This is a genomic window from Pseudomonas mosselii, assembly GCF_019823065.1.
In the GTDB taxonomy this organism is placed as follows: Bacteria; Pseudomonadota; Gammaproteobacteria; order Pseudomonadales; family Pseudomonadaceae; genus Aquipseudomonas; species Aquipseudomonas mosselii.
In genome coordinates, this window is record NZ_CP081966.1 from 4,094,787 (window position 1) to 4,112,112 (window position 17,326).

Here is a 17,326-nt window from a genome sequence, read left to right on the forward strand (position 1 = left end):
AAAGCGGATGCTAATGGCCTGAATGGACGCCAGCAAGCCGCAGCATTGGCTGGCAACCCCTCGTGACCGAAGCCGCAGACGCCCGCAGCAAGACCGGTTTGTCCCAGTTGAAGTTCGCCGAGCTGCTCGGCGTCTGCGTACGTACGTTACAAGAGTGGGGAACAAGGCCGGCGCACGCCTTCGGGAGCTGCACGTACGCTACTGCATATCGCATCTGTACGGCCGGATGTGTTTCATGAAATCCTGCAGGATCGCCCCACATAGCAAGGGCGCTGGACAGCCTGATAGCGAGCCCCGACATGAACGTCATTGCCTGTGATCTGCACCACCTGGACGCCGCTGCGGACCTCTTCAACCAGTACCGGATGTTCTACCAGGAAGCGGATGACCTCCCCGCTTCCCGCGCATTCCTCAAGACCAACCTCGAGACCGGCAACTCGCGCATCTACCTGCTGCTGGACGCCGACGGCCAGGCCATCGCCTTTGCCCAGCTGTACCCGGCGACCTGTTCGCTGGCGATGAAGCGCTTCTACTGGCTGTATGACCTGTTCGTTGCCCCGCACGCCCGCAGGGGCGGCCATGCCCGCTTCCTGATGCAGCAACTGACCGATATTTTCCAGGCCGAGGGCGCGCAGCGGTTGAGCCTGGACACCGCCCGGACCAACCTTGCCGCCCAAGCGTTGTATGAATCGCTGGGGTATGTGGCCGAGCAGGACTTCGTGACCTATCACAAGATGCTCGATCACTGACGGGCAGGTGCAGGGTCGGGCCGCACAGGGGGCCCTCGCTGCCATCGACTATCCTCGCTCTATCCCGTCCAGCACCGCCGACGCCAAGGCCAGCCCTTTTTCCAGGGAGTTCTCCGTCGCCACCAGCAGGCTGCGCAGTGGTTCGCTGGCTTTCTCCAGGGCCATGGCATTGGTTTCGTAGGCCGCCTGCAAGGCCGCTACCGCGCACACCAGCGCATCCTCGCCATCAATACCAGCATGCACCGAGAACATCGGTGGATGGGCGTCGTGGCAGGTGCCAAAATGGGCGTGGGCCGTGGTGGGGCGGGAGGTTCGAGGGGTCGTATCGAGGGTCATGGGCGAACCTCCCGGGGCAAGACACGGGGTGGATCGGGCACGATTTTCAGCATGGTTCAGCACTCCTACATAGCCAGTGGAGCTGCCGATATCCGCTTGCACTCGGAACGATGGAGGCAGCTGTACGTGGGTGTGCAAGACCGTGGATGTAGGAACCCGGCAGGCCCGAAGGCCTCCCACGTACAGCCGCCATTGAGCGACTTGAACCACATCCTCGGGCTTGCACACCCGGTCGTTGAATCAGCAACGACAGGGCGAGACTAAGGAATGCGACTGGCCAGAACAACAGCTGAAAGGCCGTAAAAGCGTGCTTGGGAAACGTCCCACGTGAAATAGGGAAAGTCTTAGTAATCCGCTTGAAACAACTGTCCTGGCCTCATCGCGGGGCAAGCCCGCTCCCACGTTTCTCCCGCTATCTGCCCAGTTATTTGCCCTGAAAGTCAGGACAATTTCTTATTTTTCTGTACACGAAATATCTACTAAAGGTTTATATTCCGCCCGCCGAAACAGAAAAGGTAGCAAGTGGCCACCACTTCATCGAAGCGGCCATGTACACCCTTCACTCTCACGGATGGGCGTCACCATGAAAATAAAAAACAAACTGATCCTGGCCTTCGTACTGGTGGCCTTCATCCCGGTGGCGTTGGTTGGCGGGATCTCGGTGCTGAACATCCGCAGCGAGGCGGTCGACCAGTTCCTCGACGGCAGCACCCGGGAAATCCGCCAGATCGACGGCAACATGCGCCAGTTCTTCGATGGCACGCTGCAGAACGTCGATCAAATGGCCAAGGATCCTGTATACACCTCGGTCACCTCGCTCAAGGACTACACCGGCGTGGATGCCGCCCGCCAGCCAATGCCCGAGGCCGCGCAGAAGGTGATCGACGCCTTCGCCCGCTACGGCACCACCCACCCGGCGGCGGCGATCCTGTCCATTGGCCTCGAGGACGGCAGCTACGCCAAATGGCCGGATGACCCGCAACTGGCCAAGTACGACCCACGCACCCGCCCCTGGTACAAGGCCGCCATGGCCAGCCCGGACAAGACCGTGCGCACCGCCGCCTACTACTACGACAAGGACGATGTGGCCCTGGTCGGCACCGCCCGGGCGCTGCTCGACGACGCCGGCAAGGCCAAGGGCGTGTTCGTGGTCAGCGTGTCGCTGAAGAACCTCACCGAGCTGGTCAAGAGCATCAAGCTGGGCGACAGCGGCTACGTGATGCTGATCGAGGACGGCACCGTGCTGGTCGACCCGCGCAACGCCACCCACGGTTTCAAGCAGCTCAAGGACCTCGGCGCGCCCTACGCGCAACTGGCCGCCACCACCCAGGGGTCCACCGAGGTGGTGATCGACGGCGTGCGCTACATGGCCAACGTATGGACCTCACCGGGCCTGGGCTGGCGCTTCGTCGGCCTGATCGAATACGACGAGGTAATGGCCGCGGCGACGCGCATGACCTATGTCACTGCGCTGATCGTGATAGTGCTGGCTCTGGTCTTCGCCCTGGTCGCCGCAGCGTTCTCGCGGGTGATCGTCAAGCCGATCGGCCAGGTCAGCATCGGCCTGCAATCGATCGCCGAGGGCGAAGGCGACCTGCGCCGCGACCTGCAGGTCCAGGGCAAGGACGAAACCGCCGAGCTGGCCGGCTGGTTCAACAAGTTCCTCGCCGCCATTCGCCAGCTGATCCAGCGCATCGGCGCAGCCTCGACCAACCTGCATGAAGCCTCGCGCAGCAACAGCGAGATGGCCGGCAACATGAACGAGGCCGCCGGGCGCCAGCGCGAGGCGGTGGAGCTGGTGTCCACCGCGTTCAACGAGATGGTCGCCACCGCCAACGAAGTGGCGCGCTCATGCAGCAGCGCCGCCGACGCCGCCGAGCATGGCCATCGCCGGGTGGCCGAGGGCAAGCAGCAGATAGAGGCGACCACCGACAACGTCAATCGCCTGGGCCGGCGCCTGAGCGAATCGTCCCAGGCCATGGTCGAGCTGGAAGAAGGCAGCCGCAGCATCAACCAGATCCTCGGCACCATCCGCGCCATCGCCGAGCAGACCAACCTGCTGGCGCTCAACGCCGCCATCGAGGCGGCCCGGGCCGGCGACCAGGGCCGTGGTTTTGCCGTGGTGGCCGATGAAGTGCGGGCGCTGGCCAAGCGCACCGCCGACTCCACCGGCGAGATCGACCAGTTGCTCAACACCCTCGGCGGCAAGACCCAGGAGGTCTCGCAAAAGATGGAAAGCTGCCTGGACCTGTCGCGCGCCAGCGTGTCGTCGATCGAGAGCGCGCGGGACAGCTTCGAGGGCATCCAGCTCTCGGTGAACGAGATCCGCGACCAGAACCTGCAGATCTCCGCCGCAGCCGAGGAGCAGCACAGCGTGGCCGAGGAGATCAACCGGCATATCCAGCAGATCTACGACGAGGCACGGCTGGTGGAGGGGCTGGCCAGTTCCGCCCAGGCTGACTCCGGCAGGTTGGCGCAGTTGTCGGATGAGTTGAATGGGCTGGTGGGGCGCTTCAAGTCGTGACTTTTGGCTTGAGCCTGTACGCGGGCCCTGTAGGAGCGGCCTTGTGTCGCGAAAGGGCTGCGTAGCAGCCCCAGGATTTCAGCGTTGATGCAAAGATTGCCGGGGCCGCTTTGCGGCCCTTTCCGACCGGTCCGACGCCTCGGCAAGGCCGCTCCACAGAACTTGCGCATGGCTCGACTACAGTGAACTTGACGCCATCCTCGAGAGCACCATGCCCAACCAATGAATACGGTTTGTATTCAGGCGCCCTCTACGCATCAACGCAGGGCGTTCACTGTTCGCTAACTTTCAATCTTAACCGTTAAGCGAAAAGTGCACCGAAAAGTGTACAGATTTATTTTCCCTACTCTAATTTCGACCTACCCTGCCTGACAGCTAGATCCCTACGCTCCAGGAACCGAATGTAAATCAGCTCGCGGAAATCGGACTTCACTTGATTGCCGACAAACCCAGGGATTGGTGAAAAATACGCTCCAGCGCCGAAGATCATAGGGTGGCAGACTGAATTCGATCTCGCTCGCGGCCAACTCGGAGAAGTCCCGCTCGGCCCTGCACAGCTCCTCGTCATCATGAATACCGAGCCGATTGCGCAAAACCGAGGTGCCGGCATAGCAATATGCATCCTGCCCGACCCCGTATTTATCCAACGTCAGCTCTGCTTACGGTATTTACGCAGCAGTTCCTCCCCGGTGGGAAGCTCTCGCTCAGCCGCGTCCGGCGACACGGTGAACCCCTCTAGCCGCAGGCTGGCCACATAGTTAGAGCGACGTGTCTTGGCACAGTAAGCCTTCTTGGTTTCCAGGCTGATCCCTTTCACCTTTAACACACCTTGATGGGTGAACACATCGCGATTATAGCGGATCGAAAGAAGCATCGTGCTACGTATAGACGCTAGGCAGGCACCTCCGTCGCAGGCTGCTGCTCCAGCAACGACCATCCCCCCTGCCCGTCCACCTCCAGCCGATGAGAATGGAACCCCGCCAGGGTGCTGCGGTGCCCGACACTGACCAGCAGCGTCGCCGGCAGCTCCGCACGCAGCAGCGAATACAGCGCATGCTCCAGCCCTTCGTCCATCGCCGAGGTGGACTCGTCGAGGAACACCACCTGTGGCCGGTTGAACAGCACCCGGGAGAACGCCAGGCGCTGCTGTTCGCCCAGCGACAAGATCCGCGACCAGTCGCGCTGCTCGTCCAGCCGTTCGGCCAGATGAGCGAGGTTGACCTGGCGCAGGGCCTGCTGCATGCGCGCATCGTCCCCGGGCGCACCCTGTGCCGGGTAGGCGATGGCGGTGCGCAAGTCGCCCAGCGGCAGGTACGGGCGCTGCGAGAGGAACAGTGCCTGCGTCCCCAACGGCCGCCTGACCTCACCCTCGGCATAAGGCCACAGGCCCGCCAGGGCACGCAGCAAGGTGGTCTTGCCGCTGCCCGATGGTCCTTTGATCAGCAGCGCCTGGCCGCTGTGCAAATTCAGGTCGAGATCGGCGATCAGCGCGTGGCCGTCGGGGCGACGCACCTGCAAGCCCTGAATCCCCAATGCGTGTTCCTGATCCACGCTAACTACGCGCGGCAACTCGCTGGCCTGCTGGTTGGCATCGAGGAAACCGGTCAGACGGTCGAGGGTGGCGCGGTACTGGGCGAAGGTGTCGTAGGACTCACGGAAGAACGACAGCGAATCCTGCACCTGGCCAAACGCCTGGGCGGTCTGCATCACATCACCGAGCTTGATCGCGCCGCTGAAGAAGCGCGGCGCCTGGAGGATGAACGGAAACACCACCGCCACCTGGCTGACGCCCAGGTTGAAGCCGCTGAACTTGAGGTTCCGGAACACCAGCGCCCAAGCGTTGCCGATCAACGCGAAGAAGCGCCCGAGCAAGGTGCCCCGCTCCACCTGCGCGCCCTGGTAGAAGGCAATGTTCTCGGCGTTCTCACGCAGGCGCATCAAGGCGTAACGGAAGTTGGCGGTGAGTTTCTCGTTAAGGAAGTTCAGGCGGATCAGCGGCTGGCCAAGGCGAAAAGCAATCCAGGTGGCGATCAGCACATAGACATACACGGCGAACACCATCGCCCGGGGGACTTCGATGCCGGCCACCGCCAGCGGCGCCGACAGGCCCCAGAGGATGCCGGTGAAGGCCACCAGCGACACCAGCGCGCTCACCGCCCCCAGCGCCAGCGACACGGAGCCGCTGACGAAGGCGTTCACATCCAGTTCGATACGCTGGTCGGGGTTGTCCACCGGCTCGGCGAGAAACTGCCCGCGGTAGTAGGCATCGCCGTGCATCCAGTCGGCGGTCAGGCGCTCGGTAAGCCACACCCGCCAGCGGATGTTGAACGCCTGGGTGACGTAGAAGGCGAACAGCGAGCGCAACACATGAATGGTCGCCAGCACCGCGAACACCCCGAGCAGGTACCAGAACGCGGTCTGGTCCAGTGCCTGCAAGGCACTGTAGAAGCCGTTGTACCAGAACGAGAACAGCACGTTCAGGCGCACCGCGAACAGCGTCAGGACCAGCAGCAGGGCGAAGGCCAGCAAGGGCCGCCAACTGCGGCGCAAGCTGAAATAGGGTCCGGCCAGTTGCCAGAACTGCGCCCCCCAACGGGTGTAGCGCACCGCCAGCAAGGCGGTAATGGTGAAGCAGACAAGGGTGACCAACGAGGCGATTGCCAGCCAGCTCAGGCTCTCTTGCAGGGCCTGGTGCCAGTTCATGTCCATGGTGAGATTCCGTGACGGTGTTTTCGCGAGCGTAGCACCGGCCCAGGATTAACCTTGTAAGAATGAAGGACATTTCATCTTGAATCTATACCGCCCCTTCGCTGGCAAGCCGGCGAAGGGGCGGTACAGGCAGCACTCGGAACGCCTAGCCCAATGCTTCCCTTACCTTCGGGTCCAACCCCTCCCCTGCATGGGCCTCGCTCCACGCCTGCAACTGCCGGCGCATGCCCGGCGTCCAGAAGCTCTGCAGGTGCTGCCTCACCCCCTGCACCGCCTTGGTGTGATCCGGTTCGCTGTCGAAGTAATGGGCGATCTGGTTGGCCATCTTCACCAGGTTGTCGCTGCTCATCGACGCACCTCCGCCGTTTCCGCTTGCCGGCGCTCCTTGAGCAAGCGCCGCTGCTCGTCACTGAAGCGCTGGTAGCGTTTCTGCCACTCCGACGGCTCGAACACCTTGGCCACCTCCACCGCAGTGACCTTGTATTCCGGGCAATTGGTAGCCCAGTCGGAGTTGTCGGTGGTGATCACGTTGGCGCCGGACTCAGGGAAGTGGAAGGTGGTGTACACCACCCCCGGCGCCACCCGTCCGCTGACCCGGGCACGCAGCACGCTCTGCCCGGAGCGGCTGCCGATACCTACCCAGTCACCGTCGCAAATACCTCGACTCTCGGCATCGCTGGGGTGGATCTCCAGACGATCCTCGTCATGCCAGGCGACGTTTTCGGTGCGCCGGGTCTGCGCGCCGACGTTGTACTGGCTGAGGATGCGCCCGGTGGTCAGCAGCAGCGGGTAGCGGCTGTTGACCTTCTCGTCGGTGGGCACGTAGCCGGTGAGCATGAAGCGCCCCTTGCCGCGTACGAACTGGTTGATGTGCATGGTCGGCGTGCCGTCGGGCGCGGCGTCGTTGCACGGCCATTGCAGGCTGCCGTGACGGTCGAGCTCGGCATAGCTGACCCGGCGGAAGGTCGGGGTCAAGCGGGCGATTTCGTCCATGATCTCGGAGGGATGCCGGTAGTGCATGGGGTAACCCAAGGCACCGGCCAAGGCCACGGTGGCCTCCCAGTCGGCCTTGCCGGCCAGCGGCTCCATCACCTTGCGCACCCGCGAGATGCGCCGCTCGGCATTGGTGAAGGTGCCGTCCTTCTCCAGGAACGAGCTGCCCGGTAGGAACACATGGGCGAACTTGGCGGTCTCGTTGAGGAAGATGTCCTGCACCACCACGCACTCCATCGCCAGCAACGCGGCGGTGACGTGCTGGGTGTTGGGATCGCTCTGGGCGATGTCCTCGCCCTGGCAATACAGCGCCTTGAAGCTGCCGTCCAGCGCGGCCTCGAACATGTTGGGAATGCGCAGCCCCGGATCGGGCTGCAAGGTCACGCCCCAGGCCTGCTCGAACTCGGCACGCACGCTTTCGTTGGAGATATGCCGGTAGCCGGGCAGCTCGTGAGGGAACGAGCCCATGTCGCATGAACCCTGCACGTTGTTCTGTCCGCGCAGCGGGTTGACCCCCACCCCTTCGCGGCCAATGTTACCGGTGGCCATGGCCAGGTTGGCGATGCCCATCACCGCGGTGCTGCCCTGGCTGTGCTCGGTCACACCCAGGCCGTAGTAGATCGCCGCGTTGCCGCCGGTGGCGTAAAGCCGGGCGGCGGCGCGGATCTGCTCGGGGGGCACGCCGCACACCGGGCCGAGCACTTCAGGGGCGTTGTCGGGCTGGGCGACAAAATCGCGCCAGCGGGCAAAATCCTCGGTCTCGCAGCGGGCGTCGATGAAGTGCTGGGCCAGCAGGCCTTCGGTGACGATCACATGGGCCAGGGCGTTGAGCATGGCCACGTTGGTGCCCGGTCGCAGTTGCAGGTGCAGCTCGGCGCGGGCGTGGGGCGAATCGACCAGGTCGATGCGGCGTGGGTCGATGACGATCAACCGCGCGCCCTGGCGCAGCCGGCGCTTGAGCTGAGAACCGAACACCGGATGGGCGTCGGTGGGATTGGCGCCGATCACCAGCACCACGTCGGCCTGCATCACCGAGTCGAAGCTCTGGGTACCGGCGGACTCGCCCAGGGTCTGCTTCAGGCCATAGCCGGTCGGCGAATGGCAGACCCGCGCGCAGGTGTCGACGTTGTTGTTGCCGAAGGCCGTGCGCACCAGCTTCTGCACCAGGTACGCCTCTTCGTTGGTGCAGCGGCTGGAGGTGATGCCACCAATGGAATCGCGCCCGTACTTGAGCTGGATCCGCCGGAACTCGCTGGCGGCATAGGTGACCGCTTCGTCCCAGCTGACCTCCTGCCACGGGTCTTCCAGGCGCTTGCGAATCATCGGCTTGGTGATGCGGTCCGGGTGGGTCGCGTAGCCCCAGGCGAAACGCCCCTTGACGCAGGCATGGCCATGGTTGGCGCCGCCATTCTTGTCCGGGACCATGCGCACCAACTGGTCGCCCTTCATCTCGGCGCGGAACGAGCAACCCACGCCGCAATAGGCGCAGGTGGTGATCACTGCCCGCTCGGGCTGGCCGAGCCGGACCAGGCTCTTCTCGCTCAGGGTGGCTGTCGGGCAGGCCTGCACGCAGGCGCCGCAGGACACGCATTCGGAACTGAGGAAATCGTCGCCGCCGGCCGCCGCTACCCGCGAATCAAAGCCACGCCCGGTGATGGTAAGGGCGAAGGTGCCCTGGATCTCCTCGCAGGCGCGCACGCAGCGGTTGCAGACAATGCACTTGCTCGGCTCGTAGTCGAAGTACGGGTTGGACACATCCTTCTGTTCGGCCAGGTGATTGGCGCCGTCATAGCCGTAGCGCACCTCGCGCAGGCCGACCTGGCCGGCGACGGTCTGCAGCTCGCAGTTGCCGTTGGCCGAGCAGGTCAGGCAGTCCAGCGGGTGATCGGAGATGTACAGCTCCATCACGTTGCGCCGCAGGTCGGCCAGGTGCGGCGTCTGAGTGCGCACCACCATGCCCTCGCTGACCGGCGTGGTGCACGAGGCCGGGTAGCCGCGCATGCCGTCGATCTCGACCATGCACATACGGCACGAGCCGAAGGCCTCGAGGCTGTCGGTGGCGCACAGTTTGGGAATGCTGGTGCCGAGCATGGCGGCGGCGCGCATCACCGAGGTGCCGGCGGGCACGCTGATCGAACGGCCATCGATGACCAGGCTGACCTGCACCTCGCTGACCCGTTCCGGGGTGCCCAGGTCTATGTCGTTGCGGGGATCGAAGTAGTTGATCATTGCGCGGCCTCCAGGCCGAAATCGGCGGGGAAGTGCTTGAGGGCGCTGACCACGGGGTACGGGGTCATCCCGCCCATGGCGCACAGCGAGCCGTACTGCATCGTGTCGCACAGGTCGCGCAGCAGGCCGGCCTGGCTGGCGCGGTAGGCCGGGTCGGTACTGGCGATCAGCCGATCAACCACCTCAACACCGCGGGTCGAGCCGATCCGGCAGGGCGTGCACTTGCCGCAGGATTCCTCGGCGCAGAACTGCAGGGCGAAACGGGCCATGCCCGCCATGTTCAGGGTGTCGTCGGCCAGCACCACGCCACCGTGGCCGAGCATCGCGCCCAGGGCGGCGAAGGCCTCGTAGTCCAGCGGGGTGTCGAACTGCGCGTGCGGTACCCAGGCGCCCAGCGGGCCGCCGACCTGCGCCGCCTTGATCGGCCGACCACTGGCGGTGCCGCCGCCGTAGCCTTCCACCAGCTCGCGCAGGGTCAGGCCGAAGGCGCGTTCCACCAAGCCGCCATGGCGGACGTTGCCGGCCAGCTGGAACGGCAAGGTGCCCGTCGAGCGGCCCATGCCGAAATCGCGGTAAAACGCCGCGCCCCTGGCCAGGATGATCGGCACCGAGGCCAGGGTGAGCACGTTGTGCACCAGCGTCGGCTGGCCGAACAGGCCTTCGAGCGCCGGCAGCGGCGGCTTGGCCCGGACGATGCCACGCTTGCCCTCAAGGGATTCGAGCAGCGCGGTTTCCTCACCGCAGATGTACGCGCCCGCCCCCACCCGCACCTGCAGGTCGAAGGCCACGCCGTTGCCGGCGACATCCAGATACCCGGCCTCGCGGGCCAGCAGGATGGCTTCGTTCAAGGTCCGCACGGCATCCGGGTATTCCGAGCGTACATAGATGTAGCCCTTGCTCGCCCCCACGGCGAGGCCGGCGATGATCATGCCCTCGATCAGCAGGAGCGGATCGCCCTCCATCAGCATGCGGTCGGCGAAGGTGCCGGAGTCGCCTTCGTCGGCATTGCACACCACGTATTTCTGCCCGGCCGGCGCCTGGCGCACGGTGCGCCACTTGATGCCCGCCGGAAACGCCGCGCCGCCCCTGCCGCGCAGCCCGGAGTCGAGCACCGCGGCGACCACTTCATCGCCGTCCAGCAGCGTGGCCTGGCGCAGGCCATCGAAGCCGCCGTTGGCATGATAGTCGTCCAGCGACAGCGGCCGGGTGATGCCGGCGCGGGCGAACAGCAGGCGCTGCTGGGACTTCAGGTAGGGAATCGCTTCCACAGGCCCCAACGCCAGGGCATGGCTGCCGGGATCGCCTGCCAGGGCGTCGAGCAGCCCGGGCACATCCTCCGGGGTGACCGGCCCGAAGCCCACGCGGCCTTGGGCGGTGTCCAGCTCCACCAGCGGCTCCAGCCAGTACAGGCCACGGGAGCTGGTGCGCTTGATATGCAGTGGCAGGCGCCGCTGCGTGGCTTCGCGGGTAAACGCCTCGGCCACCTCGTCGGCACCGACGGCGCGGGCCAGCGAATCGCAGGAGATGCACAGGTTCAGCATGCCTTCACCTCCTCGCGGCAGGCGTCCACCAGCGCTCGCAGGCGTTCGGGGGTGACGCGGGCGTACAGCCGGCCATCGAGCTCCAGGGCCGGCGAGCAGGCGCAGGCGCCCAGGCAATACACCGGGCGCAGGTCGAGCGCGCCATCCTCGGTGCGACCGTTGTCATCCAGCCCGAGCTGCTCGCGCAACTGCGCGGCCAGCGTCTCGGCGCCTCGGCTCTGGCAGGACTCGGCGCGGCACAGGCGCAAGGTATGGCGGGCCGCTGGCGTGGTACGAAAATCGTGGTAGAAGCTGATCACCCCGCGCACCTCGGCCTGGCTGAGGTTGAGGGCATGGGCGATCTCGGCGACGGCGCAGTCGGGGATGTAGCCGGCGCCGGCCTGGATGGCGTGGAGGATCGGCAACAGGGCGCCGGCGGTATCCTGCTCACGGGCCAGGACGCGTTGGATCAAGGGCAGGTGGTTCAAGTCATCAGGCATACAGCAGACCTCGGCATCCCGGGGCAGCCCGTTGGCGGGCGGCGGTCCGGCGGTGTTCAGCTGTGGTGCGCGGGCCAGCTCACGGTGGCGGCAGGCCGGGCACCTTCCTTGTCCATGGCCGGGCGTCTAGCTGCGCTCGGTCCACGGGCATCCTCAGAGCATGGCAGTTATTGCACGAGGGGGTTGTGCGCGGGCGACCCGGCGCGTCCTGAAACCGACCACCGGAGGTGCCATCATGAGTCAGTTGCTTGCTCGTGTAGGAGCGGCCTTGTGTCGCGAAAGGGCTGCGCAGCAACCCCGGAATTTCAGCGTTGACGCAAAGATTGCCGGGGCCGCTTTGCGGCCCTTTCGCGACACAAGGCCGCTCCTACAAGGAGAGCGCAGGCGGTCAGTCCAGCACTACATGGGGCAGGAAACGCGAGCTGTCCTTGGTGATCAGCGTGTCGTCTTCACGAATGCCGATCCCCGAGGCCAGGTCACCGATCACCCAGGAGCCGATCAGGGTGTAGCTGTCGCCGAACTTGGGCAACGGCGCAAAGCCCTGCAGGATGTACGGCGCATCGTCGTAGGGCCCATCCTCGAACACCCGCTGGTCGTCGGCGGTGCGGATATCCACGTTGGCACCCTCGCGGGAGAAGTACGGCTTGCGTACCCAGCCCTTGGGCACCGGGCGTCGCGGGTCTTGGTCGAGAAACGCCGGCAGCAGGTTCGGGTGCCCTTCGTGCCATTCCCACAGCAGCGGCAGGATGCCCTTGTTGGAGATCAGCGCCTTCCACGCCGGTTCCACGAACTGGGTATCGCAGCCGGCGATGGCCTGGCCGAAGTCCTCGTGGAAGATATGCTCCCAGGCGTGCAGCTTGAACAGGCGCGGGATCGGCCGGCCTTCGAGATCGACGAAGCGCCCTTCGCCGCTCAGGCCGATGTCCTCCAGGTCGATATGCCGGGTGCTGATCCCCACGTGCCCGGCCATCTTGCGCAGAAAATCCGTGGTACCACGGTCCTCGACGGAACCGGCGATGGCCGAGAAGTAGAACGGGCTTTCGCGCTCAAAGGCGCCGAAGGCCCGCACCAGGTCCTCGGCCAGGGTATTGAACTGGCTGGCATGGGCCGGCAGCACGCCGCGCTCGATCTGCTGCTCCAGCCAGATCAGCTGGAACGCCGCCGCCTCGTACAGCGAGGTCGGCGTGTCGTAGTTGGCCTCGATCAACTTGGCCGGGCCCTGGCCGTCGTAGCTGAAGTCGAAGCGCCCGTAGAGGTGCGGATGCCCCTCTTTCCACGAAAGGCGCACCAGGTCGAAGAACGCCGGCGGGATCGCCAGGCGGGTCATCAACGCCTCGCTGTCGACGATGCGCTCGACCGCATCCAGGCACATGGCATGCAGCTCTTGCGTGGGCGCCTCCAGGTCACGGCTGACCTGGGCCTCGCTGAACTGGTAGTAGCCGCGCTCGTCCCAGTAGCGCTCGCCGTCGATGGTGTGGAAGGCGAAACCTTCACGTTCGGCGGTGGCGCGCCAGTCCGGGCGTTCGTCGATGCTGATCTTGCGCATGCTCAACCGCCGAAGCTGAAGCCGCCGCTGCTCTTGCCGCCCCAGCCGCTGCGCGCAGTGGCCTGGCTGCCGAAGCCGCCGCGAGAGATCGACGAGGACACACTGGAGCGGGTCGAGGTTTTAGACCTGTAGCTGCTACCGCCTGAATTGCCGGAGTAGTAGCTGCTGTAGCTGCCGCCACTCTGCTGGGCCTGGTCGGAGCGCTCGAAGCGCTTGCCCTGGTCGATCTGTTGGCCGAGGGTGGTGGTGCGGTAGTCGCCGCGGCTGTCGCGGTACTGGTAGACCGGCTGCGAGTAGTACTGGCGGCTGCCGCCACTCATCATCTGGCCGAGCAGCAGGCCGGTAAGCAGGCCGTTGAAGTTGCTGCCCCCGCTGACGGCCTGGCCGCTGCTCTCGACCTGGGCGCGGGCCGCGTCGACCTGCGACTGGCTCACTTCACCCGACACCGCCAGCTCGAAGCCACCCAGGCGCGGCATGTAGCGGCCGTCGCTGGTGACCTGGCAGTAGTCCGGCACGAAATCGGCCTCGCAGGCTGCCTTGTCGCCATAGGTCGGGGCGACCCGGCGATGATCGGCCAGTGCTTCCATGTAGGCATCGGAACACACGTCCACCGGCATCTTGTCATCGACGCAGGCCTGGACGGTGGTGTAGTTGCTGCGCTTGCTGACCGTGTAGGTCTCCTCGGGCGCGCTGCACGCGGTAAGCGCCAGCGGCAGGGAGCTGGCCAGCACCAGCTTGACGGAACTTCGTCTCATGTAGGGCTCCTTGCGCGCAAACGGCTCAGACCGACGGGGTCATGCAGGCCGAGTTAAGGAAGCCCACGCTGATCGCCACGGCGGCGGCGTAGATCGCGGCGGCCATCTCGCCCTTGGCGATACGGCTGGCCAAGCCCTTGAGCACCAGGCTGGTGATGCCGAAAGCCAACAGCTGCACCACCGCGGCGATCACCACCCAGACCACGAAATCGAGCAGGCTGACACTGTAGGCGATGATGTTGCTGGCCGGCAGCGAGAAGCCGATCAGCGCGCCGCCCAGGGCGATGGCCGCGGCGCTGTTGTTGTCGCGGATCAGGGCGAACTCGCGGTGCGGGGTGAGGTGCGTGTAGATGAACTGGAACACCCAGAACAGCACCAGCGCCACGCTGATGTAGAGGATGAAGCCGATCACTGCCTGGGCGTTGAGCGACATGCGAAGAGCGTCGAGCATGGTGAATCCTTGTCAGATGACGTTGAAGTCCGTTGATTGCAGGGTGACACCCACCGAAGTGGTCAGGCTGACATTGCCTTGTTCGTCCTCCTCCACCGACAGCAGGAGGAACTCGCGGCGATCGGTCAGGCCGGTCTCGCGGGCATACAGCATGGACAGGTGCTGGATGCGGTAGCTGGTCTCGGGGCTGGTGACCCGTTCGCTGATCGGCGTCAGCTCGGTCTGCCCCTCTTCGCTGCCCCACTGGCGGACGAACTCATAGCCTTCGTGCTCGTAGTACGGCAGGCCGATGGTCGACTCGGGGCCCACCAGGCGCTTGAGTTCGGCGTCACTGTTGATCGGCAGCACGCTGTAGTAGCCGAACAGGATGATATCGCGCACGTCCTCGGCAGACGTGCCGTTCATCACCACCTGCAGCCAGTAGTCTTCGTCTTCCATGTAGAAGCGCGCCAGGCGCACCGACTGGCCGAGGTCGACCTCGCCGACAGCCCAGACCACTTCCTGCTCGGGGACTTCCAGTTCAGAGTGACCGTCGAGCAGCAGCTTGAGCGAGGGGTCGAGCTTGAGCATGCGCCCGCTGCCCAGGCCAAACGGCAGGTTGCCTTGGGCCTGGCTGCCGGCGGCAGGTTTGGGGGCTTCGAAGCCCATGAAGCGTTTCAACCAACCCACGGGGCATCTCCTGGGTGAGAGGGTGACGGGACCGGAGCCAATGCAGGTGCTGACGCGAACAGGCAGGGCCTGTGGGGAGAAGGCGACATTGAAGATCCCTTGGGTCGCGGCAGTCCTTTGGCGGGGGCGACACGATACTGCTTTTCGTGCGCACCGCCAACGGGTCTGGGGCAAGGTTTTGCGCCAGCCGGACCGCCCTCATCGCGGGGCAAGCCCGCTCCCACAAAGCCGCTGCAGATTTTACCCGTGGGAGTGGGCTTGCCCCGCGATGAGGCCGGCCCGATCAGCGGATCACTCCGCCGGCTTCGCCGCCTTGGCCTTCAAGCGCGCCAGCACATCATCGGCGCCGCTGTTGCTGGCGCCGATCCCGGCCGCCTTCAGGCGTGCCTCCAGGTCGCTGCCATCGGCCTTGCCGGCCAGCTCCGCCGCCGCTTCCAGCTCGGCCGCGCGTTCGCTCTGGCGCTTCTTGATGCGGTCCAGCGAGCCGACCGCCGTCTCCAGGCTGCCATTGGCGCCGCCGGTGGCCGACGCCGCGCTCACCTGGGCGCGCTGCACGCTCTCGCGGGCCTTGACCAGGTCCACCTGCTGCTTGAGGCCCTTGATCTGCGCCTCGGTCTTGCTCACGGTGGCGGTCAGGGTCGCCACCGACGCACCGAACTGGTCGGCCAGCGCCTGCTCGGAATCGCGCTGGTTGGTCAGGTCGGCGATGCGCGCCGCGCACTCGTGGGCAAGCCCTTCCTCGCCCTTGTCCAGGGCGGCGATGGCCTTCTGCTCCCAGTCACCGATGGTCTTGTCGAACTCGGTGATGCGCTGCTGCGCGGTCTTGTGCTTGGCCATGATCTTGACCAGCTGGTTGCGCGCATCGATCAGGTTGTTGTCCGCGTCGCGGATCTCCTGATCGAGGATGCGCAGGGCCTGGGAGTCGACGATCGCCTCACCGACTTCCGAAGCGCCGCCACGCAGGGCGGTGACGATCTTTTTCAACAGGCTCATGGGGCAATCTCCGGAATCAGTGGGTGAAGTAGTCTTCGAAGTCTTCGGCGGCGGTGATGACGTTGTCGGCCAGGGTGTGGATCTCCTGGACGATGTTGTCCAGCGACGAGGCCGCGCTCAAGGCGCCGAACATGGTGTACACCGACTCGCCCGAGGGCAGCCTGTGCAGGCCGATGGACGACAGCGGGAACACGTCGCGGGTGCGCAGCACCGCATCGTTGAAGGCCGCCGCGTCCTTCACCTGGCTGGCTTCGACCAGCAGCGTGTCGACCAGGATCTGCTCGCCGGCCACGGCGATGTACAGCGGCAAGCCGTCCAGCTCGTGCATCACCAGCTTCAGGCTGGGTTCGGCGCCCTGTTGCAGGGACAGGCCGATCGCCCCGCCACGCACATCCTCCAGGCCCTGGAGGGCGCCGTGCAGCGATTCGATCGTCCAATGGTTGTGCTCGGTCATGAAATCCTCCGTTCTGACCTGTTTGCCCGCGAGGGGCTGACGTAAAGCCTTCTCGATACCGCGCAAGGCGGCGGCATGCTCTGGCAGGATCCACAGCTCACGCTTGACCAGGCCGGCGGCCTTGAGCCGGGCACGCATGTCGCGCATGTAGTCGGTGGAGCTTTTCTTGCCTGCCATCGAGGGGTGTCCTTGTCTCACATGTGAGGTACGTTACGCCTGGATTGTGACGTTCGCAAGTCTCACATGTGAGCCACGATGCGCCCGCTACCCGGCCACTCGCACCAACCGCTGCAACACCTCGATCACCTGGGGATCGCGCACTTCGAGCACGTCCATCCGGATCCGCGCAATCACCGCCTTGAGCAGCTCGGTCTGGCTCATCCGGGTCTGCTGCAGCAACGCCAGAAAATCCTCGGCCATGTGCGGATTGACCTTCATCGACAAGCGCCGGGTGGCCCCCGATGCCTGCAACCCACGCTGACGCCGCTGCGCCTCCAGGGCCGTCACGAAGGCCTCGTGGCCGGGCTGCAAACCCATGCCCTGGCGCGCCTGCACCAGCCACTGGAAGTAATGGGCCAGGAACAGCTTGCGCAGGTGCGCGCCCGCCTCGCTGCACACGGCCTGCATCGCAGCATCCAGCACATCGAGATAGACCGCCGGCAGCCGCGCCTCGATGGACTTGAGCTGCTGCTTGCGCGCCTCGCGGATCGCCGGGGTGGACTGCGGCGGGATGGCCACCACCGTGTCGCAGCCATCGCACACGCCCACCAGGATGTCCCGCGCAATGCCCTGGCCATCGCTGAAGGGCACATCACGCCGGATGTAATGCATGCCGACGAGCGCCTGGCAGTGCTCGCACAGGGCCTGGCCGGTATCGCCTTCGAACAGGATCTTCATG

The 17,326-nt window shown here is 65.3% G+C and carries 16 protein-coding genes and 3 pseudogenes; 4 read left to right on the forward strand and 15 right to left on the reverse strand.

The features are described from left to right. Nucleotides 1–62 precede the first annotated feature (62 nt). Together K5H97_RS29760 and K5H97_RS19040 are read left to right on the forward strand one after the other, a co-directional pair. Nucleotides 63–264: pseudogene (locus tag K5H97_RS29760) on the forward strand (helix-turn-helix domain-containing protein); the annotation flags it as partial. A 35-nt stretch (nucleotides 265–299) separates the two neighbouring features. Next, nucleotides 300–749, forward strand: coding sequence for a GNAT family N-acetyltransferase (locus tag K5H97_RS19040; RefSeq protein WP_028692689.1), 450 nt, complete (start codon nucleotides 300–302; stop codon nucleotides 747–749). 48 nt (nucleotides 750–797) lie between these two features. On the opposite strand, the gene K5H97_RS19045 is transcribed toward K5H97_RS19040, so the two are convergent. Next, nucleotides 798–1,085, reverse strand: a complete 288-nt coding sequence (locus K5H97_RS19045) for a hypothetical protein (protein WP_036986696.1) — start codon at nucleotides 1,083–1,085, stop codon at nucleotides 798–800. Nucleotides 1,086–1,668: 583 nt separating this feature from the next. Between K5H97_RS19045 and K5H97_RS30190 the strand changes: the two are divergent. After that, nucleotides 1,669–2,706, forward strand: a pseudogene (locus K5H97_RS30190) (cache domain-containing protein); the annotation flags it as partial. A gap of 198 nt (nucleotides 2,707–2,904) precedes the next feature. After that, complete coding sequence (locus K5H97_RS30195) at nucleotides 2,905–3,609, forward strand: methyl-accepting chemotaxis protein (protein ID WP_456291302.1); 705 nt, start codon at nucleotides 2,905–2,907, stop codon at nucleotides 3,607–3,609. Nucleotides 3,610–4,091: 482 nt separating this feature from the next. On the opposite strand, the pseudogene K5H97_RS29765 reads toward K5H97_RS30195, so the two are convergent. From K5H97_RS29765 to K5H97_RS19115, 14 genes and pseudogenes are all read right to left on the reverse strand, one after another. Further along, nucleotides 4,092–4,256, reverse strand: a pseudogene (locus K5H97_RS29765) (cell filamentation protein Fic); the annotation flags it as partial. A 2-nt stretch (nucleotides 4,257–4,258) separates the two neighbouring features. Continuing rightward, complete coding sequence (locus K5H97_RS19055) at nucleotides 4,259–4,483, reverse strand: YhfG family protein (RefSeq protein WP_036986697.1); 225 nt, start codon at nucleotides 4,481–4,483, stop codon at nucleotides 4,259–4,261. 17 nt (nucleotides 4,484–4,500) lie between these two features. Further along, nucleotides 4,501–6,318 (reverse strand): ABC transporter ATP-binding protein/permease, encoded by a 1,818-nt coding sequence (locus tag K5H97_RS19060; RefSeq protein ID WP_028692691.1) that lies wholly within the window; start codon nucleotides 6,316–6,318, stop codon nucleotides 4,501–4,503. A gap of 145 nt (nucleotides 6,319–6,463) precedes the next feature. Continuing rightward, nucleotides 6,464–6,667, reverse strand: a complete 204-nt coding sequence (locus tag K5H97_RS19065; protein ID WP_028692692.1) for a formate dehydrogenase subunit delta — start codon at nucleotides 6,665–6,667, stop codon at nucleotides 6,464–6,466. Then, nucleotides 6,664–9,540 carry a formate dehydrogenase subunit alpha gene (gene fdhF / locus K5H97_RS19070; RefSeq protein ID WP_028692693.1) on the reverse strand — a complete coding sequence of 959 codons (2,877 nt, stop codon included), beginning with the start codon at nucleotides 9,538–9,540 and terminating at the stop codon, nucleotides 6,664–6,666. The genes K5H97_RS19065 and fdhF overlap by 4 nt, the downstream gene beginning before the upstream one ends. Further along, nucleotides 9,537–11,081 (reverse strand): formate dehydrogenase beta subunit, encoded by a 1,545-nt coding sequence (locus tag K5H97_RS19075; RefSeq protein WP_028692694.1) that lies wholly within the window; start codon nucleotides 11,079–11,081, stop codon nucleotides 9,537–9,539. The genes fdhF and K5H97_RS19075 overlap by 4 nt, the downstream gene beginning before the upstream one ends. After that, nucleotides 11,075–11,560: a formate dehydrogenase subunit gamma gene (locus K5H97_RS19080; protein ID WP_028692695.1), complete on the reverse strand. Its 486-nt coding sequence runs from the start codon at nucleotides 11,558–11,560 to the stop codon at nucleotides 11,075–11,077. Before K5H97_RS19080 ends, K5H97_RS19075 begins: the two co-directional genes overlap by 7 nt. A gap of 388 nt (nucleotides 11,561–11,948) precedes the next feature. Further along, on the reverse strand, nucleotides 11,949–13,106 hold the full coding sequence (locus K5H97_RS19085; RefSeq protein ID WP_028692696.1) for a glutathionylspermidine synthase family protein: 1,158 nt from the start codon (nucleotides 13,104–13,106) through the stop codon (nucleotides 11,949–11,951). 2 nt (nucleotides 13,107–13,108) lie between these two features. Beyond that, nucleotides 13,109–13,861, reverse strand: coding sequence for a DUF1190 domain-containing protein (locus K5H97_RS19090; protein WP_028692697.1), 753 nt, complete (start codon nucleotides 13,859–13,861; stop codon nucleotides 13,109–13,111). A 25-nt stretch (nucleotides 13,862–13,886) separates the two neighbouring features. After that, on the reverse strand, nucleotides 13,887–14,312 hold the full coding sequence (locus tag K5H97_RS19095; protein WP_028692698.1) for a DUF350 domain-containing protein: 426 nt from the start codon (nucleotides 14,310–14,312) through the stop codon (nucleotides 13,887–13,889). Nucleotides 14,313–14,324: 12 nt separating this feature from the next. Beyond that, entirely contained in the window at nucleotides 14,325–14,981 is a 657-nt protein-coding gene (locus K5H97_RS19100) for a DUF2491 family protein (RefSeq protein WP_028692699.1), read from the reverse strand. A gap of 291 nt (nucleotides 14,982–15,272) precedes the next feature. Further along, nucleotides 15,273–15,974, reverse strand: a complete 702-nt coding sequence (locus tag K5H97_RS19105) for a PspA/IM30 family protein (RefSeq protein ID WP_028692700.1) — start codon at nucleotides 15,972–15,974, stop codon at nucleotides 15,273–15,275. A gap of 16 nt (nucleotides 15,975–15,990) precedes the next feature. After that, complete coding sequence (locus K5H97_RS19110) at nucleotides 15,991–16,605, reverse strand: YjfI family protein (protein ID WP_051555763.1); 615 nt, start codon at nucleotides 16,603–16,605, stop codon at nucleotides 15,991–15,993. A gap of 87 nt (nucleotides 16,606–16,692) precedes the next feature. Further along, nucleotides 16,693–17,325 carry a hypothetical protein gene (locus K5H97_RS19115; protein ID WP_028692702.1) on the reverse strand — a complete coding sequence of 211 codons (633 nt, stop codon included), beginning with the start codon at nucleotides 17,323–17,325 and terminating at the stop codon, nucleotides 16,693–16,695. Nucleotide 17,326: the final 1 nt, after the last annotated feature.